The following is a 25124-nucleotide window of genomic DNA, read 5'->3' as shown; positions in this document are numbered from 1 at the left end:
TGGTTACTACACCATAAAGCGCGGTGGCTGCACAATCCGCTCGCGCCAGCAGCGACCGGCATGCATCACCACTGGCTTCACGCCTGTGCAGCAAATCGCAGGCAAAAGAAAAGGCCTTGTCGTTTGACAAGGCCTTTACCGGGGAATTTGGTCGGTGTGAGAGGATTCGAACCTCCGACCCTCTACACCCCATGCAGATGCGCTACCTGGCTGCGCTACACACCGACGGAGTCAGCTCGGCTGACGGGGGCAGAGTTTATGGAGATGACCCTGCCCTGTCAACAGGGAAACGCCGCCAATTCCTAAGCCACGGTGCGTTCGCCTGCTTTGCGAACAATCAGCGGTTAAAGGTCAGCCGCTTGCCCAGGATCTGGTCAGTCACCTGCCCGTTTTGCCAGGCGATCTGGCCATTCACCAGCGTCATCTCCACCGTGCTGTGGAAGCGGTAGCCGTTGAAGGGCGACCAGCCACAGTGGTAGAGGATGTTGTCATCGTTGACCACATAGGGCTTGCCCAGATCCAGCAGCACCAGATCGGCGAAATACCCCTCGCGGATATAACCGCGATCCTGCACCTGGAAGCGCTCGGCTACCGCGTGGGAGGTCTTCTTGACGATAGTCTCCAGGGTAAACACGCCGTTGTGGTAGAGCTCCAGCAGCGCCTGCAAAGAGTGCTGCACCAGCGGTACGCCGGACGGCGCCTTGAAGTAACTGTTCTGCTTCTCTTCCCAGGTGTGGGGCGCGTGGTCGGTGGCGATGATGTCGAGCACGTCGTTGCGTACCGCATCCAGCAGTGCCTGCTGGTCGGCGGCACTCTTCACCGCAGGGTTGCACTTGATCAGGCTGCCCTGGGTCTCGTAATCGGCATCATTGAAGAAGAGGTGATGCACACACACCTCGGCGGTGATGTTCTTGTTCTTCAGCTCGCTCAGGTCGTGGCTGGCGGTAAACAGCGACAGCTCCTTGGCCGAGGTCAGATGCAGCACGTGCAGCTTGGCACCGTATTTTTTCGCCAGCGCCACCGCCATGCTGGAGGATTTGTAGCACGCTTCGTCGCTGCGAATGCGGCCGTGCTCGCCCATCGGCACATTCTCGCCCCACTTGGCCCGCGCCGCCTCTTCCGCCTTGGCGATGGTCGGGGTGTCTTCGCAGTGGGTGACGATCATCACCGGACTTTCGCGGAAGATGGCCGCCAGGGTCTCCTGATTGTCGACCAGCATGTTGCCGGTCGAGGAGCCCATAAATACCTTGACCCCGCAGGACTGCTTGGGGTCGAGACGCTTAATCTCTTCAAGATTGTCGTTGGTGGCGCCGAGATAGAAGCTGTAGTTGGCGACGGATGAGTTGGCGGCGATCTGGTATTTGGCTTCGAGGGCGTCGAGGGTGGTGGTCTGGGGATTGACGTTGGGCATTTCCATGAAACTGGTGGTGCCACCGGCGACGGCGGCGCGGGATTCGCTGGCGATGGTCCCCTTGTGGGTCAATCCCGGCTCCCGGAAGTGGACCTGATCATCGATCATTCCGGGGATGAGATGACGACCTGCGGCATCGATAACCAGCGCATCGGGCGCCTCGATATCCGGGGCGATGCGGGCAATCCGTTCCCCCTCGATCAACACATCGGAGGCATAGATGCGGCCTTCGTTGACCAGGGTGGCATTCTTGATAAGCAGTTTGTTCATGGGGGGTTCCAGTTCCTTTGCCGATAATCGCGGGTCATAATAGCGCAAAACTGCCCTTTCTCTGTAGCAAGGCCTGACTGATGAAGTTATTTGTAAGAGATTTGACCGTGATCGACTCCAGCTACCTCTGCGAACGCCGCGGCATGGTGGGCGAGAGCTGGCTGGTAGATATCGAAATGAGCGGTGAGCTCAACGAAATGAGCATGCTGCTGGACTTTGGCCGGGTAAAGAAGCTGATCAAGTCGATCATCGATGAAGAGGTGGACCACAAGCTGCTGGTGCCGACCGAGTGCCCGCTGATCCACGTCGAGACACTGGATGGTGACGAAAGCACAGTGGATCTGCTGCGCCCGGGTCGCTCCATCCATCTGCGCTGCCCATCCCAGGGCTTCGCCTTTATCCCGGCTCCGCAAGTTGATAAAGAGTCGGTGACCCGCTACCTGCTGGCGGTACTGGCCAAACGGCTGCCGGGCAATATCAAGGATCTCTCCCTGACCCTGCGTCAGGAGGCGATCACCGGCGCCTTCTACCACTACAGCCACGGCCTGAAAAAGCACGATGGCAACTGCCAGCGTATCGCCCACGGCCACCGCTCTCCCATCGAGATCCACGTCGATGGCGAGCGCGACCAGGAGCTTGAGCTCAACTGGGCCGAACGCTGGGACGATATCTACCTTGGCACCGAGGAGGACAAGGTGGCGCTGACCGAGCTCGCTTTGAGCCCTCGCGCCAATGCCCAGCTTGGCGAGCATCACTGCGGCTTCAAATATGTGGCGCCACAAGGGCTGTTCCAGCTGGCCATCCCCACCGCCGAGGTGGAGATGATCGACACCGACACCACGGTCGAGCTGCTGGCCTGCTACATTGCTCGCGAAGTGAAGAAGATGGTGGGCGACAAGTTCGTCAAGATTGTCGCCTATGAAGGGGTCGGCAAGGGCGCGATTGCCTACGCCTGATCCCCTTGTCGCTGCCGCAATAAAGAGAAGGCCCCGCATCTGCGGGGCCTTGTTGTTTCATCTTTCGACCATCAGGCGCTGAGGCGGAAGCGCTTGACCAGGCACTCCTGCTGCTCGGCGAGGGAGTCCAGCTGCTGGCTGGTCTCGGCTACCCGCTCGATCCCCTGATAGTTGAGATCCGAGATATCGGAGATGCGGTTGAGGTTGGTGGCGATATCGGCGCTGGTGGCCTGCTGCTGCTCGGCGGCAGAGGCGATCTGGCTCGACATGTCGCTGATCAGCACCACAATCCCCTGCACCTCCTCCATGGCGTTGTTGGCGTGAGAGCTCTGATCCACGCAGCTGTCCATCTCGCGAGAGCACTCCTGCATCACGGTCACCGCCTTGGCTACCCCCTGCTGCAGGTTCTCGATCATGGTCTGGATTTCGCTGGTGGACTGGGCGGTGCGGCCCGCCAGACTGCGCACCTCATCCGCCACCACCGCAAATCCGCGCCCCTGCTCGCCAGCCCGCGCCGCTTCGATGGCGGCGTTGAGGGCCAGCAGGTTGGTCTGCTCGGCAATGCCGCGAATGACATCGAGGATGTTGCCGATCTGGCTGCTCATGGCACTCACATCACCAATCACCTTGCCGGTCTGTTGCAGCTTGCCCGCCAGTTGATGAGTGGTGGTGATATTGCCTGCCATCACCTTGCGTCCCATCTCGGAGGCCTTCTCCACATCCATCACCCGCTCCAGGGTCTGGTTGGCGGCCTGCGCCACTTCCCGCACCGAGGCCTCCATCTGGGTCATGGCGGCGGCGACCGAGGCGGTCTCCTGCCGCTGTTTCTCCAGATCCGCCCGCACTGATTCGGTGGTGTGGCGATTGCCGTGGGCGGCATCGTTAAGCTGGGCAGACGCTTGTGAAAGCTGTGCCAGCACCTCCCCCATCTGGGCAATCAGCAGGTTAATCTGGCTGCCCAGCTGACCAAATTCGTTCTTGCTCTGAAAACCGATGCGCTGGGTCATGTCGCCCTGAGTCACTTCGGTCAGCACCCGCAGCAACTCCCTGAGCGGACGGCGAATGGCCTTGCCCAGGGTATAAGCCACCAGCATGGCGATCAGGATGGCGACTACGATGCTGGTTCCCTGGGTCAGGGTGCTCTGGCTCTGTGTGGCTTTGGCGTGCTGAATGCTTTGACTCATCAGCTGCTGACTCTGGCCGGTGATCCGCTCTAGTCGGTTCTGGATCTCGACGATGAGGGCGCTCGCCAGCTTGCTCTTCTCCCGCATTTGTTCCTGCTGCTTCATCAGCACCAGATACTGGGAGAGCACGCCTTCGCTTGCGGTGGTGTCGCGCACAAAGCCGTGAACATAGTGGCCCATGTCGTTCTCGAAGTTCTTCAGCTCCCCCTGCAGATCCTTGATGGTGCTGTTGAACCCCTCGATCTGCATCTTGTTGCGCTTGAGCGCCCCTTCGATGGGGGCCGGAATGGTCTGATTGAGGGCGTCCATGGTGGAGAGTTCGATGGCGGAAAGCTTGGTGGTCAGGGTCTCGGAGAGCATCTTGATAAAGCTGTCGTCGATGGTGACCATCATGTCACCCAGACTCTTCTTGAACTGGGGCAGACTGACCTGAAACTGCCCCTTGGCCAGATTGACCTTGTGCAGTCGGGTGAGCAACGCCTCGTGTTCGCCGGGCAGGGTATCGGTCAGTTGCAGGTAGCTGTCGACCTGCTGGCTGAGGCTGCTCATCTCCCCTTGCAGTTCGGGATGGTGGGCCACCTGCTGGCGCAAGACATCAAGGCTCTTGCCCACCGCGGCCTTGGCCTGTTTCAGTTCGGCCACTTCGGCCGGCAGCTGTTTGGGGTCCTGCTCGGTGAGCACATCCCCCAGCCACTTGTTGGCGCTGAGCAGGGTGATCTGGGTCTGGCTGCTGGCAATCACCAGCGGCATAGACTGCTGGGTCACCTGCTTCAGTGCGTTCCCCAGGGTCTCCTGACTACGAAATGTGAGCAGTGAACTGGCCACCATCACGGCCACTAGGATCGCGAAGCCAAGGTAGACTCGCTGCAAGATGGAGAGATCCGACATTGTTTGTTTCATTATTGTCCCGCTGTATATGCAAAAGTCCCTTGCCTGAGTACCCCGTCCTTTTGATACCCTGCAGACCACCCTGAACAGGCGCTGCAGATGACGTCCCTCTGGCTATCGGTATTTTTAACAATAACTGAAGGGAATGGGACATCAGCTGTGTCAAATGTCGGCTTGTGTCACACTTGGCGTGCTGCTCGCCCCCCTTTAGGGAGCCGCTTGGGGTTCTAGTTCAATTTTCTGTTTCATATAAGGGAGTTAGCCATGGCGCAAGAAACCATTTTCAGCAAAATCATCCGTAAAGAGATCCCCGCCGACATCCTTTATCAAGACGATCTGGTCACCGCATTCCGGGATATCCAGCCCAAGGCCAAGACCCATATTCTGATCATCCCCAATGTACTGATCCCCACCGTCAATGACGTGGAAGCCGAACATGAACTGGCCCTTGGCCGGATGTTCACCGTGGCCCGCAAACTGGCCGCTGAGGCTGGCATCGCCGAAGATGGCTACCGCCTCATCATGAACTGCAACCGCCACGGCGGGCAGGAGGTCTACCACATCCACATGCATCTGGTCGGTGGCCAGCCGCTGGGACCGCTGCTCAGCCTGTAATGAATCGCCACGCCTCAACCTGCCGCAGCGCCCTGTTGCTCTGCGGCGCCCTGCTGTTGCTGGGAGGCTGCGCCTCCCGCTGGCAGGATATGTTCGTCTCCTACTCCGATCAGATGGTGCCCCTACGCAACCAACTGCTGTTGGGCCATGCCGCCGAGGCGCTGCCCGAAGTGCGCGACTCCACCCTGGGGGATGACACCTTTGTGCTGGATCGGCTCGAACAGGGGCGCATTGCCTGGCTGGCGGGTCAGGATGCAGGCAGCAAGCAGGCGTTCACCGCCGCCGACAGCCGCCTTCAGTGGGAAGAGAATCAGGCCGAATACCGGCTGAGCCACGGTCTGGATCAGGTGGGCAGTCTGCTCACCAACGATCAGTCGATGGCCTATCGTACTCCCGATTACGAACGCACCATGCTGCATCACTATCTGGCCCTCAACTATCTGCAACGGGGTGATGCCGATGGCGCCCTGGTGGAAATACGCCGGGCCAATCAGGTGCAGGAGCAGGCGCTTAAACGGCGAGCCGATGAGGTGCGCAAGGCGAAGGATGAGAGCGAAGAGGCCGAAGCAGAAGGCGAGATGCGCCAGCTGATGTCGCGCGGCGCACCGGATCTCGACCGGTTGATCGGCAAGGTCAAAAACGGTTTTCAGAACGCCTACACCTTCTATTTTTCCGCCGTGCTCTATGAGGCGGCTGGGGATCTCAACGATGCCTGGGTCGACTATCAACGCGGCTACCAGATAGCGCCGGACAACCGCAGCCTGCAAGATGCCTTGCTGCGTCTGGCGCGGCTGCGTGGCTCACCGGACGAGATCCGCGAGACCGAGAAAAAGATAGGCCGCAAAGCACCGCCGCTTGCAAAAGATCAAGGCCAACTGGTGGTGCTGTTTGAAGATGGTTTGATCCCGGCGCGGCGAGAACTGTTCCTGCCGCTCCCCATCTCCACCTCCCGCGGCGATTTTCGCACCTTTACCGTCGCCATCCCCTATTACGATAATCGGGCCAGCGACACCGGCCCGCTGACGGTGGAGGTCGGCAAGCGGGTCGAGCAGACCAGCGAGCTGGTCAGGCTGGAAGCGCTGGCCGCCAAAGATCTGCAGGAGCGGCTGCCCGGCATGCTGACCCGCCAGGCGCTGCGACTGGTGGCCAAGGAGCAGATGCGCCGCACCGCCGCCAAAGAGGGAGGGGATGTGGGCAATATTCTGGTGGGGATCTTCAACACCCTCTCGGAGCGGGCCGATACCCGCAGCTGGCTGACGCTGCCAGCGCAGGCATCGAGCTGGCAGGGAATAGTGCCGGCAGGTGACATCAATCTCACCCTGGGCGCGGGGGCAGCCCAGCGCCAATTGCCGCTCACCATCCACAAGGGACGCACCACCCTGGTCTGGGTACAGCGCCTAGGCGCCGGTCTGACCACGCGGGTGATGCCGCTCTGAGCAGATGGCGAAGTGAGATGAGCAAGACAATTAACCGGGCAGGCACACTCGCGGCCCCACTCACCCCGATTAAGGAGAGCAAGATGAAAGCATACGGGTTGGCCCTCGGGCTCGCGCTGCTGCTGACCGGCTGCGCCACCAACACCTCCGGCGTGGCGCTCTATGGCCCGGCGGGCGGTGCACCAGTGGCAGAGCAGCATCAAAACGTCAACGTCACCCTGACCGAGCTGAGCCGCCGCCAGCAAAATGGCCTGCTGCAGGTCAATGTGGCCGCCGCCAGCACCCAGCGCGGCGATAACAAGCTGCAATATATCTTCTATTGGTATGATGAGGCCGGTCAGGAGGTCGCCAGCGATGGCCGCGGCTGGACCCCCATCAAGCTGCATGGCTATCAGACCCGCACCCTCTCGGCCCTGGCGCCCAGCCCGGCGGCGCAGGGTTACCGGATTTACGTACGCGAAGTGATTGAGGAATCCTACTGATGAAAATGAATCATGCCCTGCTGATATTGACCGGCGCCTTGCTCTTGGGCGGCTGCTCCAGCACCACCGTCAGCTATGGCGATCCCACTGAAACCGAAACCGTTACCGTCGATTACGGCTCAAGCGATCTGCAGGCCATCGCCGACGAGATGGCGGACTCCATGCTGGCCTCCCCCGCCACCAGCGAGATCACCGCAGGCGGTCGTCCGGTGATGTTTATGGACTCTATCCGCAACAAGACCTCCGAGCACATCGATACCGAAGCCATCACCGATACCATCCGCACCAAGTTGCTGCGGGCCGGCAAGTTCCGCTTCGTCGACATGAGCAAGGTGGCCGCCGTCAAGCAGCAGCTCGAATACCAGCAGAGCAGCGGCATGGTGGATCCTGCCTCCATGGTACGTCTGGGCAAGCAGACCGGTGCCCGCTACATGGTCTATGGCAACCTCGCCAGCATCGTCAAAGACAATGGCAAGGTGAAGGATGTCTACTACCAGATGACCATGAACCTGATGGATCTGCAAAACGGCGAACTGCTGTGGGCCGATCAGAAAGAGATCCGCAAACAGGCGAAGAAATCCACCTTTGGCTGGTAACAGGCTCCTGGTGACAGGCAACCGTGATCCGCTACTGGCCAGCCTGCCCGCCCCCTGGCGGGAGGGGCAGCTGGAACCACTCGGGTTAGGCCTGACCAACTGCAACTATCGACTGCGCCTCCCCTCGGGGCGCAGTTACTTTTTGCGTCAGGGCCACTCCGACCCGGTGCGCCTTGGCATCGACCGTCCCACCGAGTGGCAGCTTTATCAGGGGGCGATGGCAGAAGGGTTGGCGCTGCCCTGCCACTATGGCGATCCCGCCAGCGGTCTTATGCTGCTCGAATGGTGCGATGAGCCAAACTGGGTACACGCGGCGCCACCGGAAGCCGATCAGTCCCGCCTGCTGGCTGAGGTGCTGCGCAAGCTCCATCGCCTGCCGCTGCCTGCGGTAGTGATGGCGGTGCGGGCTCACGCCGCAGGCTATCGCACCAGACTGGCCCACATCCCCTCCTGGCTGCCCGCCCTGGAGCGGAGCTTGCTCGCCAGCAGTGAGCCAAATGATTGCTGGCGCCCTTGCCACCATGATCTCAATCCGGCTAACTTGTTGGGAAGCAAACCCTGGGTCATCGACTGGGAGTATGGCGCGGCAGGTCACCCCGGCTTTGAGCTCGCCAGCATCCAGCGCACCCATGAGTGGCCCGCCGAGCGGCGCGACGAGCTGGAAGCGCACTATCTGCAGGCCCTGCCGCGCCACCAGTGGCCCGATTTTCAGAGCGAGGCATTTTTACCCTGGGTCGACTATATCGGCCTGCTCTGGGCCCTGCTGATGACAGAGCAACAGCCCTCACTCGACTATGACACCCTGATCGCCATCAACCGGCAACGACTGGAGTAACAGATGATAAACAAGGTGCGCTGGCACAAGCCGAAAACCTGGGGTCTGCTGCTGATCGGCCTGCTGCTGACCGGCTGCTCCACCCGGGTGATCTACTACTGGCTCGATACCGCCATCATCTGGCAGCTGGATGACTACTTTGCCCTCTCCTATTCGCAGAAGGATCTGCTCAGCCGCGAAGTGAAGGGGCTGATGGCCTGGCACCGCCAGCACGAGCTGCCGCGCTACGCTAGGGATCTCGATGCACTGGCCAAGGCGGTGGCCAGCCCCATGACGCCGGAGCAGATCTCGACCAACCTAGATGCGGTGCAGCAGAGCCTGACCCGCACGCTGGAAAATACTATCCCCCGCGCGGTCAGGCTGGCGCGCACCCTGACCGATGAGCAGGTGGCCCGCTTTATGACTGATCGGGTCAAGCGGCAACAGGAGCGGCAAAAGGACTTTGCCACTGAGCCCAAAGAGCAGATGCTGGCAGAGTTTCGCGACAAGATGAACAAGCGGCTCGAGTTCTGGATTGGCGAGGTGAAACCGGCACAGGCACCACTGGTGGCCCAGTGGGCCGAATGGCAATACGAGCTGATGCCCCCCTGGCTCGAGTTTCAGGAGTCCTGGACCCAGGAGCTGGACAGGCTGATGAAGCAGCGCCAGAGTCCCGACTTTACCCGCGAGCTGACTGACCTGCTGGCCGAGGGGGATGGGCTGATGGATGGCCGCTTTACCGGCTATACCGAACAGTCGCGCCAGCGTACCGTCAACTGGCTGAGCGCCATGAGCCAGTCGCTGGATATCTCCCAGCGGGCCCATCTCTACTCCCTGCTCAAGGGTTATGCCCGCGACTTCAAGCAGATGAGCGGCAGCTGACAGCCAGCACCGAATGGTGCCATGCGCCCGGGGCAACCTTGTTCAAACCGGGCGCATGTGGTAGTTTGCCCTCTCTATTTATCGGGAATTAACTTTTGCGCCTTATCGACAAAGTAAAACTGGTGCTGGTAACTCTGGTTATCGCCCTCACCCTGCTTTGTTCCATCGCCCGAATGGAAGGCCCGCTGCTACCCGCATCGCCCCAGAGTGAACAGCAGCAGACTCAGGTGTTCAATCAGCTTAGCGACAGCGATGATGGCATCATCAAGTTTGTCGGCAGCCATCAGAATCACCTGCTGCGTCTCGAACAATCCCTGCGCAGTGACAACCAGCCCAAGAGTGTGGTCTACGAGCTGATCCAGAGCTGGTCGGCCCAGGCCATCCTGCTGTTGCTGCTCGGCTGGCTGATGCTGACCCCCGAGCTCTATCACAAACAGAGTTTTCGCGATCGCTTTGGCGCGATCCACCGGCGCCATCTACAGCGCCAACATCTGCAATACCGCTTCACCCAGAGCTATCTGAGCGCCTGACCCCGGAGGGGCTGGCACATCCACTGTTTGCTCATCTCCTCTTCCTGACGGATCCGGCAACTGCCTGATCCGCATCTGATGCATCCCATTTTTTGCGCCTTGCCGAGCCTTGTTGCTATCGGCCCGGGCACCATTCTCCTGACAGAGGCTTGTTTGCCATGAGAAAGAGCAATCGCACCGTTCTCAACCGCATGAGCAAGTGGCAGTACGCACTGCTGCTGTTGATGCTGTTGACCTTTACCTTTTACTCCCTGCCCACCTTTTTTGGTGAGCAGCCCTCCCTCGGCCTGCACGGACAGCAGCGCCTGACCGCTCAGCAGCAGATGTTGCTGAGCGACAAACACCTGACCCCGCTCAAGGTCCTTGAGCAACCTGAGCGGGTCGAGCTGGTCTTTGCCAGCCAGGGCGAACAGCAGCGCGCCAAGCAGTTGCTGGAGCAGCAAGGGGTCGACAGTGCCACTCTCACCCTGGAGTTTCACTCCAACGCGCCGGCCTGGATCACCCGACTCGGCGCCGACCCCATCAAGCTGGGACTCGATCTGCGTGGCGGCTCCCAGCTGCTGATCGGGGTGGACGTGGACTTTGTCATCGACAATCAGACCAAGAATCTGGTGGATACCCTGCGCACCCGCTTCCGTGAAGCCAATCTGCGCGGCGCCAGCGTCACGCGCAGCGCACAGGGCGCCGTAGCCGTCACCCTGCCGGAGGTCGCCGAACAGGAGAGCTGGCTCGCCATCATCAAGGAGAGTGCCGGTACCCGTCAGGATCAGTGGAAGCTGACCCGCTCCGGCAATGACCTGAAACTGGTGCTGAGCGAGGCGGAGCGTACCCTGCTGGTCAACAACGCCGTGACCCAGAACCTGTCGATCCTGAAAAAACGGATCAACGAACTCGGCATCGTCGAGGCCTCAGTGGTGCGTCAGGGGCAGGATGGCATCCGTATCGAACTGCCCGGGGTGCACAACCCCAAGCAGGCGAAAGAGGTGATCGGGGCCACCGCCTCGCTGGCCTTCTACGAGGCCAAAGCCGACAGCCACTTCTATATCGCCGATCGCAACGGTCAGGCCGTCGGCATGGCACGCAAGCCGGTACTGACCGGCGAGCACATCGTCGATGCCCGCGCCAATATGGGCGAGATGGGTCAACCCCAGGTCAATATCGTGCTCGACACCCTGGGTGGCAGCAAGATGAACCAGTTCAGCCGCCAGCATGTGGGCAAGCCGATGGCGACCGTCTTCACCGAGTACAAGACCAACGCTCAGGGCAAACTGCGCGCCCAGAGCGAGGTGATCAACGTCGCCACCATCCAGACCGCCCTTGGCAACCAGTTCCGCATCACCGGTATTGGCAGTCTGCCGGAGGCGCAAGAGCTGGCCATGCTGTTGCGTGCCGGCGCCCTCACCGCCCCGCTCAAGATCCTGGAAGAACGCAGTATTGGCCCGACGCTGGGGATGCAGAATATCGAGGCGGGCTTCACCGCGCTGGCCTTCGGCATGGCAGGCATGATGCTGTTCATGATGGCTTGGTACCGCAAATTCGGCTGGGTTGCCATCACGGCGCTGGTCGCCAACCTGTTGATGCAGGTCGGCATGCTGGCAGTGCTGCCGGGCGCCGTGCTGACCCTGCCGGGGATCGCCGGTCTGGTGCTGACGGTGGGCATGGCTGTGGATACCCATGTGCTGATCTTCGAGCGGATCAGGGACCGGCTGCGAGAAGGGGGCTCACTGGCCAACGCCATCGACTTTGGCTATCGCTCGGCCTTCCACACCATTTTCGATGCCAACATCACTACGCTCATCTGCGCTGTGGTGCTCTACTCCATCGGCTCCGGGCCGCTGCAGGGCTTCTCCATCACCCTCATTCTGGGTCTGCTCTCCAGCATGATCACCGGGATCTGGGGGACGCGCGCCATCATCAACCCCCTCTGGGGACGCAGCAGCGAGCGCACGCTGAAGGTGTAACGAGACAGCAGTCCTTCTGATGAGCGGCTTTGGCTGCGCCATCGGCCATGGATATGGCCGGAGCGGCCAAAGCAGAACACTATTTCCCGGCGTGTCGCGACACGTCGTGATGGGCCAACAGCCTGGTGCTGGCTGGCCAAGGAGAGAATTATGTTGAGAATGATCGTTGCCATGGGGCTGACCCGTTGGCGTTATATTGGCCTGTGGGCTTCCATCCTGCTGACCGTGGCCAGCGTTGCCATCTTGCTGGTGAACGGCCTGACACTGGGGCTCGATTTTACCGGCGGGATCCTGCTGGAGTTTCATATCCAGACCCTGAAAGAGGCCCATGAGCTCAATGCCATGCTGGTCTCCCCGCTGGCGGGAGCCGTTGAGCTGAGCTCGGCCGGTATTCCCGGCGAGTGGCTGATCAAGCTGCCCCCCCACGAACTTCCCTGGCCCGCGGCAGATCTCGCCACCATGCTGACCCAACAGCTGGGGATGCCGGTCGAGTTGCTGCGCACCACCATCGTCGGCCCTCAGGTGGGTGCAGAACTGTTCCAGCAGGGGATGCTGGCGGTACTGGTCGCTTCGCTGGCGATGTCGGCCTATCTGGCGTTTCGTTTCGAGTGGCGTCAGGCCATCGGCATCCTGCTCTCGGTGGTCCATGACGCCATCGTGGCGCTGGGGCTGCTGTCACTCTTTCAAATCGAATTCGATCTGAACATCATCGCCGGCTTGATGGCGGTGATCGGCTACTCCCTCAACGACAGCATCGTCATCTCGGACAGGCTGCGGGATCTGCTGAGCTCGCGTACCCAGATGGGGATCCACGAATGCTCCGATGTAGCCATCAAGGCGACCTTCAGTCGCACCATGATCACCTCGGGCACCACCCTGTTTACCGTGGGCGCTCTGTTGCTGTTTGGCGGTGACGCCCTCTACGGCTTCTCCTTCACCCTGTTTGCCGGGATCCTGGTGGGCACTGTCTCCTCCATCACCGTCGCCTCGACCGTGCAGGAGCTGCTGGGCCTCACCCCGCAGGCCTACCAGAAGAAGAGCGAGGAGCCACTGGCCAACGCAGCCTGAATCTTGTTAATCAGGCCCGGCTCACCGGGCCTCAACGAACCTGGCCCCTGCCAACCATTGGCAGGGGCTTTTTCCATCCCTCCTCTCTCGCCGCCCTTTTTGGTACTCGGCTCGCCTCAATTGACAACTGACCATATTGAAAGCAATGACGGATCAACCCGTCATTTTTAATAACAAAAAAGTCATTTTATTACGTCGTAAACCATAAAATGTGACTGAAAGCACTTTCTTGAGGGCTCAAAGGAGGCAACATTGTAGTGATTTATCTACAAAGGGATATGAGATGTTGTTACAACCTGCCAATACAGCAAAATCCAGACAGTTGCTGAACGAGACCATGGCTTTGGTACTCGCAGGAGGGCGGGGTAGTCGCCTCAAACAGTTAACCGACAACCGTGCAAAACCTGCCGTTCATTTCGGCGGCAAATTCCGCATCATCGATTTCGTGCTCTCCAACTGCATCAACTCCGGCATTCGTCGGGTCGGTGTCGTGACCCAGTACAAATCCCACAGCCTGTTGCGCCATCTCCAATCGGGCTGGTCTTTCCTGCGCTACCAGATGAACGAGTTTATCGATCTGCTCCCTGCCCAGCAGCGGGTGGATGAGGTGAACTGGTATCGGGGTACCGCCGATGCGGTCTACCAGAATCTGGATATCATCCGCGATCACGCCCCCAAATATGTGGTGGTGCTGGCAGGCGATCACATCTACAAGATGGATTACGCCGCCATGCTGCTCGACCACGTCAATATGGGCGCCAAGGTGACCGTTGCCTGCATCGAGGTGCCACGCAGTGAAGCAAGCGCCTTCGGGGTAATGGCGGTGGATGATGATCGCAAGATCAATGCCTTCGTCGAAAAGCCTGCCAACCCGCCCGCCATGCCGGGCAAGGCCGACACCGCGCTGGCCTCCATGGGCGTCTATATCTTCGATGCGGAGTATCTCTATCAGCTGCTGGAAGAGGACATTGCCAACGAGCAGTCCCATCACGATTTCGGCATGGACGTGATCCCCCGGGTGGTGAAAGAGGGCACCGCATTCGCTCACCCGTTTGGCATGTCCTGTGTCGGCTGCTGTCCGGATCGCCGCCCCTACTGGCGCGATGTGGGCACCGTGGACTCCTTCTGGGAGGCCAATATGGATCTCGCTTCCGTCACGCCTGAGCTGGATATCTACGATCAGGACTGGCCCATCTGGACCAGTCAGAACATGACACCTCCCGCCAAGTTCGTGCAGGACCGAAACGGCCAGCACGGCATGACCATCAACTCCATGTTTGCCGGGGGCACCATCGTCAGTGGCTCTTTCATCCTGAGTTCGGTGCTCTTTACCAATGTGCGGGTCGACTCCTTCTGCACTCTGGATCAGGCCGTTATCTTCCCGGGTGTGGAGATTGGTGCCGGTTGCCGACTGCGCCGGGTGGTGATCGACAAGGGGTGCAAGCTGCCGGAAGGCACTGTGATCGGTGAAAACGCCGATGAAGATGCACGTCGCTTCCACCGCTCCGAGCAGGGCATAGTGCTGGTCACCCAGGGGATGCTCACTCGCCTGAACAAAGAGCTGCAGGGAAAACAGAAGCGCTGATCCGCAGCCAGACGGGATCCCCCTTCCTACCGCAAAGGGAGCCATGATGGCTCCCTCTTTCTATGGCTGACCAGATAGCCACCTCACACCATCATTGCCATCGCGTTGCAGTCTCCCAGAGATACCATTTACTGTGGGTAAACAGCTGGGCAACGCAGCCTTCACGCCCTCAAATCGTAAACATTAAATTACACAAAAACCATTATTCCTCCGAAAAAACCTCTGTATTATTCCTGTTCGCGCTATATAGCAGCTCCTTTATCTGACTTTTTAGCGGTAAATCCACTAGTTTCACTTGATTGTTTGTTTTTCCTTGGTAAGGTGATGGCGGTTGCGTAACAAAGCAGGTACCAGTGTAAATATATAGGTACAACCGCTTTTGGCTTAATACAGTAGAGAGTATGAAATCATGCAAAGAGACCCCCTGAACAACATCCATATCCAGTCCGAACAAGTGATGATCACGCCTGCCCAGCTCAAGGAGAAGTTACCCATCTCCGACAAGGCGCTGGCATTCGTGCAAGGGGCCCGCAATACCATCGCCGATATCATTCACCGCCGCGATCACCGGCTGCTGGTGATCTGTGGTCCCTGCTCCATCCACGACATGGACGCTGCCAAAGAGTACGCAACCAGACTCAAAGCGCTGCATGATGCCTATCAGGACTCTCTCTACATTGTCATGCGGGTCTACTTTGAGAAACCGCGCACCACGGTCGGCTGGAAAGGCTTTATCAACGACCCCAATCTGGATGGCACCTTCGATGTAGAGCTGGGGCTGCACCGTGCCCGCGAGCTGCTCTGCTGGCTGGCGGAGCTGGAGTTGCCGCTGGCCACCGAAGCGCTCGACCCCATCAGCCCGCAATACCTGGCCGAGCTCTTCTCCTGGTCAGCCATCGGCGCGCGCACCACCGAATCCCAGACCCACAGGGAGATGGCGTCCGGCCTCTCCATGCCGGTCGGCTTCAAGAACGGCACCGACGGCAACCTGGGGACCGCCATCAATGCGCTGCTGGCGGCCTCCTCCCCTCACGCCTTTATGGGGATCAACCAGCAGGGCCAGGTGGCGTTGTTGCAGACCCAGGGCAACCCGGATGGCCACGTGATCCTGCGCGGCGGCAAACATCCCAACTACGACTCGGTCAACGTGTCGCTGGCGGAAGAGGCGCTGGAGAAAGCAGGCCTGCTGCCGAGCCTTGTGGTGGATTGCAGCCACGGCAACTCCAGCAAGGATCACCGTTTGCAGCCCAAGGTGGCCGACAACGTCATCCACCAGATCCAGGAGGGCAACCGCTCCATCATCGGGGTGATGCTCGAATCCAACCTGTTCGAGGGAAACCAGTCCAGTGAGCAGCCCAAAGAGCAGATGCGCTACGGGGTCTCCATCACCGATGCCTGCATCGACTGGGACACCACCGCCACCCTGCTGGCCCGCTGCCACAACCAGCTGGCTGACCCTCTCAAGGGCAGAACTGCGCGGTAAGCCGTGGTATTTTGTCGCAACCTATTGAACAATCGAGGTATCACCGCTGGTGGCATCAAGCCGCTCACGCCGTGATACCTTGTTGCATCTTGAATTTCAGGGCGCCGCCGCTCGCGGCGCCAGCAGGGACTGGATATGGCTGAAGAGTTGAATGTACTCAGGGACAAGATAGATGCGGTGGACAAGCAGCTGATCGATCTGCTGGCCGCCCGTCTGGCCCTAGTGGGAGAAGTGGGTGAGGTAAAGAGCCGCCACGGCCTGCCCATCTATGCACCGGATCGGGAAGCGAGCATGCTGGCCCGCCGCCGCGCCGAGGCTGAGCAGTTGGGGGTGCCCGGCGATCTCATCGAAGACGTGCTGCGCCGGGTGATGCGCGAATCTTACGCCAGCGAGAAAGATACCGGCTTCAAATGCATAAAGCCGGACCTTGGCAAAGTGGTCATCATCGGTGGTCAGGGCCAGCTTGGTCGCTTGTTCGGCCATATGTTCAGCCTCTCAGGCTACTGGGTCGAGACGCTGGAACAAGCCGACTGGCCGCGCGCTGACGAGATCCTCGCCGAAGCCGGTCTGGTGATGGTGGCGGTGCCCATCGATATCACCTGCCAGATCATCGACCGCCTCGGCAACCTGCCCACCCACTGCCTGTTGGTGGATGTCACCAGCGTGAAGGCGGCGCCGCTCGAACATATGCTGGCGGTACATCAGGGGCCGGTACTGGGACTACACCCCATGTTCGGGCCGGATGTGGCAAGCCTCGCCAAGCAGGTGATCGTCTGCTGTCAGGGTCGTAACCCCGCAGCCAGCCAATGGCTGCTGGATCAGATGACCATCTGGGGCGCCCGCTTGCAACAGGTGGAAGCCAAGGCCCACGATGAGGCGATGACCCTCATTCAGGCGCTGCGTCACTTCGCCACCTTTGCCTATGGCTGGCACCTCTCCCGGGAGCAGGCCAATCTGGATCGCTTGCTGAGTTTGAGCTCCCCCATCTACCGGCTGGAGCTCGCCATGGTGGGGCGGCTGTTTGCCCAAGATCCCCACCTCTATGCCGACATCATTTTGTCGTCACCGCAGAATCTGGCGATGATCCGTCGCTACTACCAAAACTTCGGCGAAGCGCTGGGGCTGCTGGAGCGAGGAGACAGGGACGGTTTCATCGAGGCCTTCTCGCAAGTCTCCGGTTTCTTCGGCGAACATGCCGACCAGTTCCTGCGTGAAAGCCGCATGCTACTGGCCCAGGCCAACGACCGCCGCCAACACGGCTGATCCTGCAACAGTAGTAACAACTCATGCCACTCGGAAGGAGCCGCCACCGTTCATAACTGGATGCGAGCCAAAGATCTCCATTGGAAGCGATTAAGCGTGCGGGTTGTCATTAACAATGGCAACCCGCTTTGCAACTAGTCTCGAAGCAAACCCAGTCCTACCTAATCGTCGCCATCTGCCGCACGCAGCGTTGCTCCCTGTCATCCACCCGCTTGGCAAACCAGGCGGTGGTGAGGTTGCGGGTGATTTTTGGGCTCTTTAGCTGTATGCCGGGCAGGATGGCGCGGGGCAGTCGCTTGCCCGCTTGCTTGTCGGCCAGGGTAAAGATGCGATGGTAGAGATCGGTCTCGGCAAATTCGGCGGTATCCCCTTTGCGCAGGCTCTGGTGGATCGCCTGTTTGCTCATATTGACCCGGTTGGCGAGGGTGTAGACGGCCAGTTCGGTATTGCCCGGCAGATCCGAGTCATAGCGGATCAGATCCCCGTCCAGCGCCAGAGTTTTGCCACTCAAACGGCTGACGGCGGCTTGAAAAGCGGCATTGCGGCTGGCGTACCAGCCGGCGTTGAAGTCGGCAAAACGGTAGAGGGTATCCGGGTAGTCGACGGGATAACCGAAGATATGCTTGGTGCCAAACCAGATGCCGCCGCGACGGGTAAAGACTTCGTGGCGGATGGAATCCTTGATTGGATAGGGGTAGCCACGGGCGTTGGCCTCGGCAAAGGCGATGCTCACCTGCATCGGGCCGCCGGTATGCACCGGGTTGAGATTGCCAAACAGCGTCTTGCCCATCGGCAGCATGCTGATCATGTCTTCGAAGATTTCACTCATCTCCCGCTCGGTACGCAACTTGTCGATCCGCTCGGCGTAGCTCTTGCCGGTGGGCGAGTTGATGGAGAGTGCGGCCCGCACCATAAACTCGGGGATCAGCAGCTTGGCTGCCCGCGAGTTGATCTCTTTCCAGGCGATCTTGCCAAGGCCCGGCACCACGGGGTCGGCCTGATAGGTGGCTTCCTGCTCCGCCACCGCCAGCACGCTACAGACATTGTGATCATTGACCGTCACCCCCTGGGTGGTGAGCGCCGTCACCACGTCGTTGGCCCACCCCTGTTTGTCCGGCACCTGACGGGGCAAGAAGCGCACGATGCGGCTCTTCATATCCGCCGGTTTGCGCGGCTGCATGGCAGGCGGCGTTTTGGGGTTGCTCACGCTCGCCTCTTTGGCAGGCGCGGAGGCGGGATCACTGGCACAACCGGCCAGCAACAAGGCAGCGCAGAAGGCAAGAAGACGACAGGAAGGCAAAGCGGTCATAAGCATGTCCATTTTTTGTAGGCCCTACAGGCAGCGCCGCTGGCACTGCACTGACAAGCAAAGTGGGGCCATTGTAGAGGATTGCCTGCTGCAGTTGAAACCCGCGCTCGCAGCATCCCCTCCCCTTGCCAGCTTTTACCACCCCACGCGCCATCCGTTGTCTGCGATGCGGAACTCATGACCTTCCTAAATGGCTCACCCGCTCCGAACCGAACGCTTAGCGACAGATAAAAAGAAACCCCCACCATCGCTGGCGGGGGTTGGTCGTCTGGCAAATCGGGCTGATGCCCGCTGCAAACGCTTAGCGGTTTTTCACCTTCTGGTGCAGCTCCTGCACCGAGTTGACGTTGGCGGTGGCATCCACACTGATGGCCATGCAGGTGGCAAACGCCTCGTTCATGGTGGTGGTATACGCCACTTTGTTTTGCAAGGCGGCGCGACGCAGCTGCTTGGAGTCCTGGATCGCCACCCGCCCTTCGGCGGTGTTGACGATGTAGGTGTACTCGCCATTCTTGATGCGGTCGAGAATGTGCGGGCGACCTTCGTGCACCTTGTTGACCAGACGCGGGTTGATGCTCGCCTCACCCAGCGCGACGGCGGTGCCGTGAGTGGCATCCAGCTCGTAGCCCAGCTCCAGCAGCTTGGCGGCCAAGTCGACCACCTGCGCCTTGTCGCTGTGACGCACTGACAAGAGGGCACGACCCTCTTTCGGTACGGCGTGGTTGGCACCCAGCTGCGCCTTGGCATAGGCCTCGGCAAAGCTGCTGCCCACACCCATTACCTCACCTGTGGAGCGCATCTCCGGCCCCAGCAGCGGGTCAACCCCCGGGAACTTGGCGAACGGCAGTACCACCTCTTTCACCGAGTAGTAGGGCGGGATGATCTCTTTGGTGAAGCCCTGTTCTTGCAGCGACTGACCGGCCATCACACGGGCGGCAATCTTGGCCAGCGGAGCACCGGTCGCCTTGGAGACAAACGGCACGGTACGGGCGGCACGCGGGTTCACCTCGATAAGGTAGATGTCATCGCCCTTGACCGCGAACTGCACGTTCATCAGGCCGATAACGCCGAGCTCCAGCGCCAGCTTGCGCACCTGCTCGCGGATCTCGTCCTGAATCTTCTTGGACAAGGTATAGGGAGGCAGGGAGCAACCGGAGTCACCGGAGTGAATACCGGCCTGCTCGATGTGCTCCATGATGCCGCCGATGACCACGTCGGTGCCGTCGCAGATGGCATCCACGTCCAGCTCGGTCGCATCGTCCAGGAAGCGGTCCAGCAGTACAGGCGATTCGTTGGAGACGCTCACCGCCTCGGCGAAGTAGCGACGCAGATCCTGCTCGTCATAGACGATTTCCATGGCGCGGCCACCCAGCACGTAGGAGGGACGAACCACCAGCGGGTAGGTAATGCGCTCGGCCAGCAGCACGGCCTGCTCCAGCGCGGTGACGGTGCCGTTTTCCGGCTGCTTGAGGCCGAGGCGCTCGACGGCAGACTGGAAGCGTTCACGGTCTTCGGCGCGGTCGATGGCATCCGGGCTGGTACCGATGATCGGTACGCCGTTGGCTTCCAGTGCACGGGCCAGTTTCAGCGGGGTCTGGCCACCGTACTGGACAATCACGCCCTTGGGTTTTTCGATGCGCACGATTTCCAGCACATCTTCCAGGGTCACCGGCTCGAAGTAGAGACGGTCAGAAGTGTCGTAATCGGTGGAGACGGTCTCCGGGTTGCAGTTGACCATGATGGTCTCATAACCGTCTTCGCGCAGGGCCAGCGCCGCGTGCACGCAGCAGTAGTCGAACTCGATACCCTGACCGATACGGTTCGGGCCGCCGCCGATGATCATGATCTTGTCGCGGTTGCTCGGGGCCGCTTCGCACTCCTCGTCATAGCTGGAGTACATGTAGGCGGTGTTGGTGGCGAACTCGGCGGCGCAGGTATCGACCCGCTTGTAGACCGGGAAGATGTTGTTGCGGGCACGCAGTTTGCGCACTTCCCCTTCGGCCACACCGAGGATCTTGGCCAGACGGGCATCGGCAAAGCCTTTGCGCTTCAGGGCGCGCAGGAAGTCAGCATCGAGACCGGCCATGCCGCGCTCTTTCACCTCTTCTTCCAGTTTCACCAGATCTTCAATCTGTACCAGGAACCAGGGGTCAATCTTGGTCAGCTTGAAGATGCCGTCCATGGAGAGACCGGCGCGGAATGCATCGGCGATGTAGAAGATACGGTCGCTACCGGCATCCTGCAGCTCGTGACGGATGCGGGTCAGGGAGTCCGGGGCGTTCAGATCCACCATGGGGTCGAAGCCGGTCTTACCGGTCTCGAGGCTGCGCAACGCCTTGTGCAGGGACTCCTGGAAGTTACGGCCAATAGCCATCACTTCACCGACCGACTTCATCTGGGTCGTCAGACGGTCGTTGGCACCGGCGAACTTCTCGAAGTTGAAGCGTGGCACCTTGGTCACCACGTAGTCGATGGCCGGCTCGAAGGAGGCCGGAGTGCGACCGCCGGTGATGTCGTTCATCAGCTCGTCGAGGGTGTAACCGATGGCGAGCTTGGCTGCGATCTTGGCGATGGGGAAACCGGTCGCCTTGGAGGCCAGCGCAGAGGAGCGCGACACCCGCGGGTTCATCTCGATGATGACCATGCGGCCATCTTTCGGGTTGATGCCGAACTGGACGTTGGAGCCGCCGGTCTCGACACCGATTTCGCGCAGCACCGCCATGGAGGCGTTGCGCATCAGCTGGTACTCCTTGTCGGTCAGCGTCTGGGCTGGCGCGACCGTGATGGAGTCACCGGTGTGGATACCCATGGGGTCGAAGTTTTCGATGGCGCAGACGATGATGCAGTTGTCGTTGCGATCCCGCACCACCTCCATCTCGTACTCTTTCCAGCCGATCAGCGACTCGTCGATGAGCAGCTCTTTGGTCGGCGACAAGTCCAGACCGCGCTCGCAGATCTCAACGAACTCTTCGGTGTTGTAGGCGATGCCGCCACCGGAGCCACCCATGGTAAAGGAGGGACGGATGATGCAGGGGAAGCCAACCATCTGTTGCACGCCCCACGCCTCTTCCATGTTGTGGGCGATGCCGGCACGCGGGCACTCCAGGCCGATGCTGCGCATCGCCTTGTCAAAGCGGGAGCGGTCTTCGGCCTTGTCGATGGCGTCGGCGGTGGCACCGATCATCTCGACACCGAACTCGGCCAGCACGCCATGCTTCTCCAGCGCCAGTGCGCAGTTGAGCGCAGTCTGGCCGCCCATAGTGGGCAGGATGGCGTCCGGGCGCTCTTTCTTGATGATTTCGCGCACCACTTCCCAGGTGATGGGCTCGATGTAGGTGGCGTCTGCCATCTCCGGGTCGGTCATGATAGTGGCCGGGTTGGAGTTGACCAGAATGACGCGGTAGCCCTCCTCGCGCAGGGCTTTGCACGCCTGGGCGCCGGAGTAGTCAAATTCGCAGGCTTGGCCGATGACGATGGGGCCGGCGCCGAGGATCAGGATGCTCTGAAGGTCATTACGTTTTGGCATGAAACTCTTTCCTCTATTTCTTAGGCGCGATACTGCTTAATCAATTCAATAAAGTGGTCAAAAAGACCGGCACAGTCGTGCGGGCCCGGGCTCGCTTCAGGGTGCCCCTGGAAGCTGAAGGCCGGACGGTCGGTGCGATGGATACCTTGCAGGGAGCCATCGAACAGGGAGACGTGGGTGGCGCGCAGGCAATCCGGCAGGCTGTTCTCGTCTACCGCAAAGCCGTGGTTCTGAGCGGTGATCATGACGGTGTTGTCATCGAGGCTCTTCACCGGATGGTTGGCGCCGTGGTGGCCAAACTTCATCTTGACGGTCTTGGCACCGGAGGCCAGCCCCAGCAGCTGGTGACCCAGACAGATGCCGAACACCGGCGTGTTGGTATTAAGGAAAGCCTTGATGGCCTCGATGGCGTAGTCGCACGGCTCGGGGTCGCCGGGGCCGTTGGAGAGGAAGATACCATCCGGGTTCATCGCCAGTACCTCGGCGGCCGGGGTCTTGGCAGGCACCACGGTCAGGCGGCAGCCACGGTCCACCAGCATCCGCAGAATGTTGCGCTTGACGCCGAAGTCGTAGGCCACCACGTGGTATTTCAGCTGGTCGGCATACGGGGTGACATGCCCCTTGCCAAGCTGCCAGCTCCCTTCGGTCCAGTTGTACGCTTCACCAACCGTCACCTCTTTGGCCAGATCCATCCCCTTCAGACCGGGGAAGGCGCGGGCCTGTTCGAGGGCATAGGCTTCATCGACCTGTTTCCCGGCCAGAATGCAGCCAGCCTGAGCGCCTTTCTCGCGCAGGATGCGGGTCAGTTTACGGGTGTCGATGTCGGCGATGCCAACGATGTTGTGAGACTTGAGGTATTCGGAGAGGGATTGCTGATTGCGGAAATTGGAGGCAAGTATCGGAAGGTCCCGGATGATCAATCCCTGAGCATGGATCTGACTGGACTCTTCATCTTCGCTGTTGGTGCCGGTGTTGCCTATATGGGGGTAAGTGAGGGTGACTATCTGACGGGAATAAGAGGGATCGGTGAGGATTTCCTGATAGCCCGTCATCGACGTATTGAAAACCACTTCACCAACGGAACATCCCTCGGCGCCTATCGACACGCCTTTGAACACAGTTCCATCTTCCAGCACTAGCAATGCAGTGTGATTCAAGACAACCTCCAGTTATTTAGCTTTAAATTCAGCAATTTACCTGGGTGTTGCGGGCTCGGTTCCGGTCTTGGACAGGACTCGAACCCGGCAGATTTCTGGCAAATTGGGCGCATTCTACTTAAAAAAAGTGGCATTTCAACGTCTTTTCTCAGACGAAATGCATCTAAATTCAATAAAAAAGCAACATTACCCATTATCTATGCACTTAATCGCTTTGCAACCCCCTCCCACGAAAGAAAAGGAAAAACCACCACCAAAAGATGACACCAAGCCAGCAATAGCGACAAAAACAAACAAAAAAACCAATTAAAACAATGGCATTTATTTTTACACAAAAAACATTAATGACAAATTTAACGCTTTTAAGATGACAAGAGTGAACACGAAAAATGGAAAACGTTTTTCTGTGTTTGAATTTTTAGTCTTTTCCGATTGGTGTAAAAAAATGGCTTTATCAGCCATAAAGATGCTCAAATCTGTTACCTGGTGATGACATTCAGGAAGGGAAAATCTGGTGGATAACGCAATAGTGTGATTTATAAGGCATTCAGATAAAAATTGCCGATAGCGTGTCTTTTTACACAAACTCTGGCTGACTGACAGCAAAAACCCCGGCAAGCCGGGGTTTTTCACTGGGTAGCTGTAGTACGAAAGTGCCGCACAGAGGCATCACTTGAGATTGAGCACATCCTGCATGTCATAAAGACCGGCACCCTGCTGACCAAGCCACTTGCCCGCCCGCACAGCACCGTTGGCGAAAGTCAGGCGACTTGAAGCTTTGTGGCTGATCTCCACCCGCTCGCCGATATCGGCAAACATGACGGTATGCTCCCCCACCAGATCGCCGGCGCGAATGGTGGCAAAGCCGATAGTGTTGCGATCCCGCTCGCCAGTGATCCCCTCGCGACCATAGACGGCGCACTCCTTGAGATCCCGACCCAGCGTTTTGGCGACCACTTCCCCCATGGAGAGCGCGGTACCGGATGGCGCATCCACCTTGTGGCGATGGTGTCCCTCGATGATCTCGATGTCGGTGTAATCCCCCATCACCTTGGCGGCCTGCTCCAGCAGCTTGAACACCAGGTTGACCCCGACCGAGTAGTTGGAGGCGAACACGATACCGATCTGCTTGCCAGCCTCTTTCAGAGCAGCCTTGCCTGCATCGTCAAAACCGGTGGTGCCAATCACCATTTGCTTGTGGTGGGCCAGCGCAAAGGCCAGATTGGCCAGGGTCACCTCGGGGCGGGTAAAGTCGATGATAAGATCAAACTCATCGCGCACCTTGTCCAGACTATCGCTGATGGCCACACCCAGATGGCCCAGCCCATTGAGCTCACCGGCATCAAGGCCGATCACCGCCGAACCCGGCCGCTCCAGCGCGGCACCGACCACTACGCCATCGGTGTTGGTGATGGCCTCCAACAGCACCTTGCCCATACGACCATTACAGCCCATCACGGCCACACGGATCGGATTGTCCATCTCCACCCTCTCATCTCTTTTAATTATGGAAAGAGACCGTTTTACCAGCCCGCGCCGGGTTTGAAAAGCCATGATGCCACCCCTCCTTGCTGCACTCGCCAACGGCAGCGCCCGCTGGCTGGCCAAGAACTTCCTTTTGGTCACAGGCCGTTTTTCATCGTCTCACTCCATCATTTGGCAGACCGGGTGCCATCTGATAGGTTCGAACGAGTGAAATGCCAGCATA

The 25124-nt window shown here is 59.6% G+C and carries 19 protein-coding genes and 1 tRNA gene; 13 read left to right on the top strand and 7 right to left on the bottom strand.

The genetic code is table 11. The features are described from left to right. Nucleotides 1–148: 148 nt before the first annotated feature. Both I6L41_RS03250 and I6L41_RS03245 read right to left on the bottom strand, forming a co-directional pair. Nucleotides 149–225 (bottom strand) — tRNA-Pro (locus tag I6L41_RS03250). A 112-nt stretch (nt 226–337) separates the two neighbouring features. Then, complete coding sequence (locus I6L41_RS03245) at nt 338–1681, bottom strand: dihydroorotase (RefSeq protein WP_216961953.1); 1344 nt, start codon at nt 1679–1681, stop codon at nt 338–340. 80 nt (nt 1682–1761) lie between these two features. Here I6L41_RS03245 and I6L41_RS03240 point away from each other — a divergent pair, with 80 nt between their 5' ends. After that, nucleotides 1762–2637, top strand: a complete 876-nt coding sequence (locus I6L41_RS03240; RefSeq protein ID WP_216961950.1) for a 6-carboxytetrahydropterin synthase — start codon at nt 1762–1764, stop codon at nt 2635–2637. A 71-nt stretch (nt 2638–2708) separates the two neighbouring features. Here the strand turns inward: I6L41_RS03240 and I6L41_RS03235 are convergent, their stop codons facing one another. Next, entirely contained in the window at nt 2709–4721 is a 2013-nt protein-coding gene (locus I6L41_RS03235) for a methyl-accepting chemotaxis protein (RefSeq protein ID WP_216961947.1), read from the bottom strand. A gap of 252 nt (nt 4722–4973) precedes the next feature. On the opposite strand from I6L41_RS03235, the gene hinT reads away from it, so the two are divergent. The 12 genes from hinT to tyrA all read left to right on the top strand — a co-directional run bounded on the left by hinT (nt 4974) and on the right by tyrA (nt 17424). Continuing rightward, nucleotides 4974–5324, top strand: a complete 351-nt coding sequence (gene hinT, locus I6L41_RS03230; RefSeq protein ID WP_005334033.1) for a purine nucleoside phosphoramidase — start codon at nt 4974–4976, stop codon at nt 5322–5324. After that, nucleotides 5324–6760 (top strand): COG3014 family protein, encoded by a 1437-nt coding sequence (locus I6L41_RS03225; RefSeq protein ID WP_216961945.1) that lies wholly within the window; start codon nt 5324–5326, stop codon nt 6758–6760. Before hinT ends, I6L41_RS03225 begins: the two co-directional genes overlap by 1 nt. Before the next feature lie 83 nt (nt 6761–6843). Continuing rightward, nucleotides 6844–7242, top strand: coding sequence for a YcfL family protein (locus tag I6L41_RS03220; RefSeq protein WP_064339841.1), 399 nt, complete (start codon nt 6844–6846; stop codon nt 7240–7242). Continuing rightward, nucleotides 7242–7838: a penicillin-binding protein activator LpoB gene (gene lpoB / locus I6L41_RS03215; protein WP_216961942.1), complete on the top strand. Its 597-nt coding sequence runs from the start codon at nt 7242–7244 to the stop codon at nt 7836–7838. The genes I6L41_RS03220 and lpoB overlap by 1 nt, the downstream gene beginning before the upstream one ends. Nucleotides 7839–7848: 10 nt before the next feature. Further along, complete coding sequence (locus I6L41_RS03210) at nt 7849–8673, top strand: phosphotransferase (protein ID WP_254203381.1); 825 nt, start codon at nt 7849–7851, stop codon at nt 8671–8673. A gap of 3 nt (nt 8674–8676) precedes the next feature. Next, nucleotides 8677–9534 carry a DUF6279 family lipoprotein gene (locus I6L41_RS03205; protein WP_005361577.1) on the top strand — a complete coding sequence of 286 codons (858 nt, stop codon included), beginning with the start codon at nt 8677–8679 and terminating at the stop codon, nt 9532–9534. A 95-nt stretch (nt 9535–9629) separates the two neighbouring features. Continuing rightward, nucleotides 9630–10064 carry a hypothetical protein gene (locus tag I6L41_RS03200; protein ID WP_216961935.1) on the top strand — a complete coding sequence of 145 codons (435 nt, stop codon included), beginning with the start codon at nt 9630–9632 and terminating at the stop codon, nt 10062–10064. Nucleotides 10065–10222: 158 nt separating this feature from the next. Further along, entirely contained in the window at nt 10223–12025 is a 1803-nt protein-coding gene (gene secD / locus I6L41_RS03195; RefSeq protein WP_216961932.1) for a protein translocase subunit SecD, read from the top strand. 150 nt (nt 12026–12175) lie between these two features. After that, complete coding sequence (gene secF / locus I6L41_RS03190) at nt 12176–13093, top strand: protein translocase subunit SecF (protein ID WP_005334046.1); 918 nt, start codon at nt 12176–12178, stop codon at nt 13091–13093. Between the two features lie 283 nt (nt 13094–13376). Continuing rightward, nucleotides 13377–14678 (top strand): glucose-1-phosphate adenylyltransferase, encoded by a 1302-nt coding sequence (glgC, locus tag I6L41_RS03185; RefSeq protein WP_005334047.1) that lies wholly within the window; start codon nt 13377–13379, stop codon nt 14676–14678. 409 nt (nt 14679–15087) lie between these two features. Then, on the top strand, nt 15088–16161 hold the full coding sequence (locus I6L41_RS03180; protein ID WP_216961929.1) for a 3-deoxy-7-phosphoheptulonate synthase: 1074 nt from the start codon (nt 15088–15090) through the stop codon (nt 16159–16161). A gap of 135 nt (nt 16162–16296) precedes the next feature. Continuing rightward, nucleotides 16297–17424, top strand: a complete 1128-nt coding sequence (gene tyrA, locus I6L41_RS03175) for a bifunctional chorismate mutase/prephenate dehydrogenase (protein WP_216961927.1) — start codon at nt 16297–16299, stop codon at nt 17422–17424. Nucleotides 17425–17581: 157 nt separating this feature from the next. On the opposite strand, the gene I6L41_RS03170 is transcribed toward tyrA, so the two are convergent. The 4 genes from I6L41_RS03170 to dapB all read right to left on the bottom strand — a co-directional run bounded on the left by I6L41_RS03170 (nt 17582) and on the right by dapB (nt 24898). Continuing rightward, nucleotides 17582–18733 (bottom strand): DUF1615 domain-containing protein, encoded by a 1152-nt coding sequence (locus I6L41_RS03170; RefSeq protein WP_100646200.1) that lies wholly within the window; start codon nt 18731–18733, stop codon nt 17582–17584. Nucleotides 18734–19034: 301 nt separating this feature from the next. Continuing rightward, a complete protein-coding gene (gene carB, locus I6L41_RS03165; protein ID WP_216961925.1) occupies nt 19035–22259 on the bottom strand; it encodes a carbamoyl-phosphate synthase large subunit in 3225 nt (1074 codons plus the stop codon). A 20-nt stretch (nt 22260–22279) separates the two neighbouring features. Beyond that, on the bottom strand, nt 22280–23416 hold the full coding sequence (carA, locus tag I6L41_RS03160; RefSeq protein WP_216961924.1) for a glutamine-hydrolyzing carbamoyl-phosphate synthase small subunit: 1137 nt from the start codon (nt 23414–23416) through the stop codon (nt 22280–22282). Nucleotides 23417–24085: 669 nt separating this feature from the next. Then, nucleotides 24086–24898, bottom strand: coding sequence for a 4-hydroxy-tetrahydrodipicolinate reductase (dapB, locus tag I6L41_RS03155; protein ID WP_005347132.1), 813 nt, complete (start codon nt 24896–24898; stop codon nt 24086–24088). Nucleotides 24899–25124 lie beyond the last annotated feature (226 nt).

The organism is Aeromonas sp. FDAARGOS 1411, from assembly GCF_019047125.1.
Lineage (GTDB): Bacteria > Pseudomonadota > Gammaproteobacteria > Enterobacterales > Aeromonadaceae > Aeromonas > Aeromonas veronii.
Note: the sequence above shows the minus strand (reverse complement) of the source record. Positions and strands in the feature narration are given on the sequence as shown.

Excerpts from the sequence above, each read along its gene's own strand:
- I6L41_RS03245 (WP_216961953.1), bottom strand. The coding sequence starts at position 1,681 with ATGAACAAACTGCTTATCAAGAATGCCACCCTGGTCAACGAAGGCCGC.
- I6L41_RS03240 (WP_216961950.1), top strand. The coding sequence starts at position 1,762 with ATGAAGTTATTTGTAAGAGATTTGACCGTGATCGACTCCAGCTACCTC.
- I6L41_RS03235 (WP_216961947.1), bottom strand. The coding sequence starts at position 4,721 with ATGAAACAAACAATGTCGGATCTCTCCATCTTGCAGCGAGTCTACCTT.
- hinT (WP_005334033.1), top strand. The coding sequence starts at position 4,974 with ATGGCGCAAGAAACCATTTTCAGCAAAATCATCCGTAAAGAGATCCCC.
- I6L41_RS03225 (WP_216961945.1), top strand. The coding sequence starts at position 5,324 with ATGAATCGCCACGCCTCAACCTGCCGCAGCGCCCTGTTGCTCTGCGGC.
- I6L41_RS03220 (WP_064339841.1), top strand. The coding sequence starts at position 6,844 with ATGAAAGCATACGGGTTGGCCCTCGGGCTCGCGCTGCTGCTGACCGGC.
- lpoB (WP_216961942.1), top strand. The coding sequence starts at position 7,242 with ATGAAAATGAATCATGCCCTGCTGATATTGACCGGCGCCTTGCTCTTG.
- I6L41_RS03205 (WP_005361577.1), top strand. The coding sequence starts at position 8,677 with ATGATAAACAAGGTGCGCTGGCACAAGCCGAAAACCTGGGGTCTGCTG.
- secD (WP_216961932.1), top strand. The coding sequence starts at position 10,223 with ATGAGAAAGAGCAATCGCACCGTTCTCAACCGCATGAGCAAGTGGCAG.
- secF (WP_005334046.1), top strand. The coding sequence starts at position 12,176 with ATGTTGAGAATGATCGTTGCCATGGGGCTGACCCGTTGGCGTTATATT.
- glgC (WP_005334047.1), top strand. The coding sequence starts at position 13,377 with ATGTTGTTACAACCTGCCAATACAGCAAAATCCAGACAGTTGCTGAAC.
- I6L41_RS03180 (WP_216961929.1), top strand. The coding sequence starts at position 15,088 with ATGCAAAGAGACCCCCTGAACAACATCCATATCCAGTCCGAACAAGTG.
- tyrA (WP_216961927.1), top strand. The coding sequence starts at position 16,297 with ATGGCTGAAGAGTTGAATGTACTCAGGGACAAGATAGATGCGGTGGAC.
- I6L41_RS03170 (WP_100646200.1), bottom strand. The coding sequence starts at position 18,733 with ATGACCGCTTTGCCTTCCTGTCGTCTTCTTGCCTTCTGCGCTGCCTTG.
- carB (WP_216961925.1), bottom strand. The coding sequence starts at position 22,259 with ATGCCAAAACGTAATGACCTTCAGAGCATCCTGATCCTCGGCGCCGGC.
- dapB (WP_005347132.1), bottom strand. The coding sequence starts at position 24,898 with ATGGACAATCCGATCCGTGTGGCCGTGATGGGCTGTAATGGTCGTATG.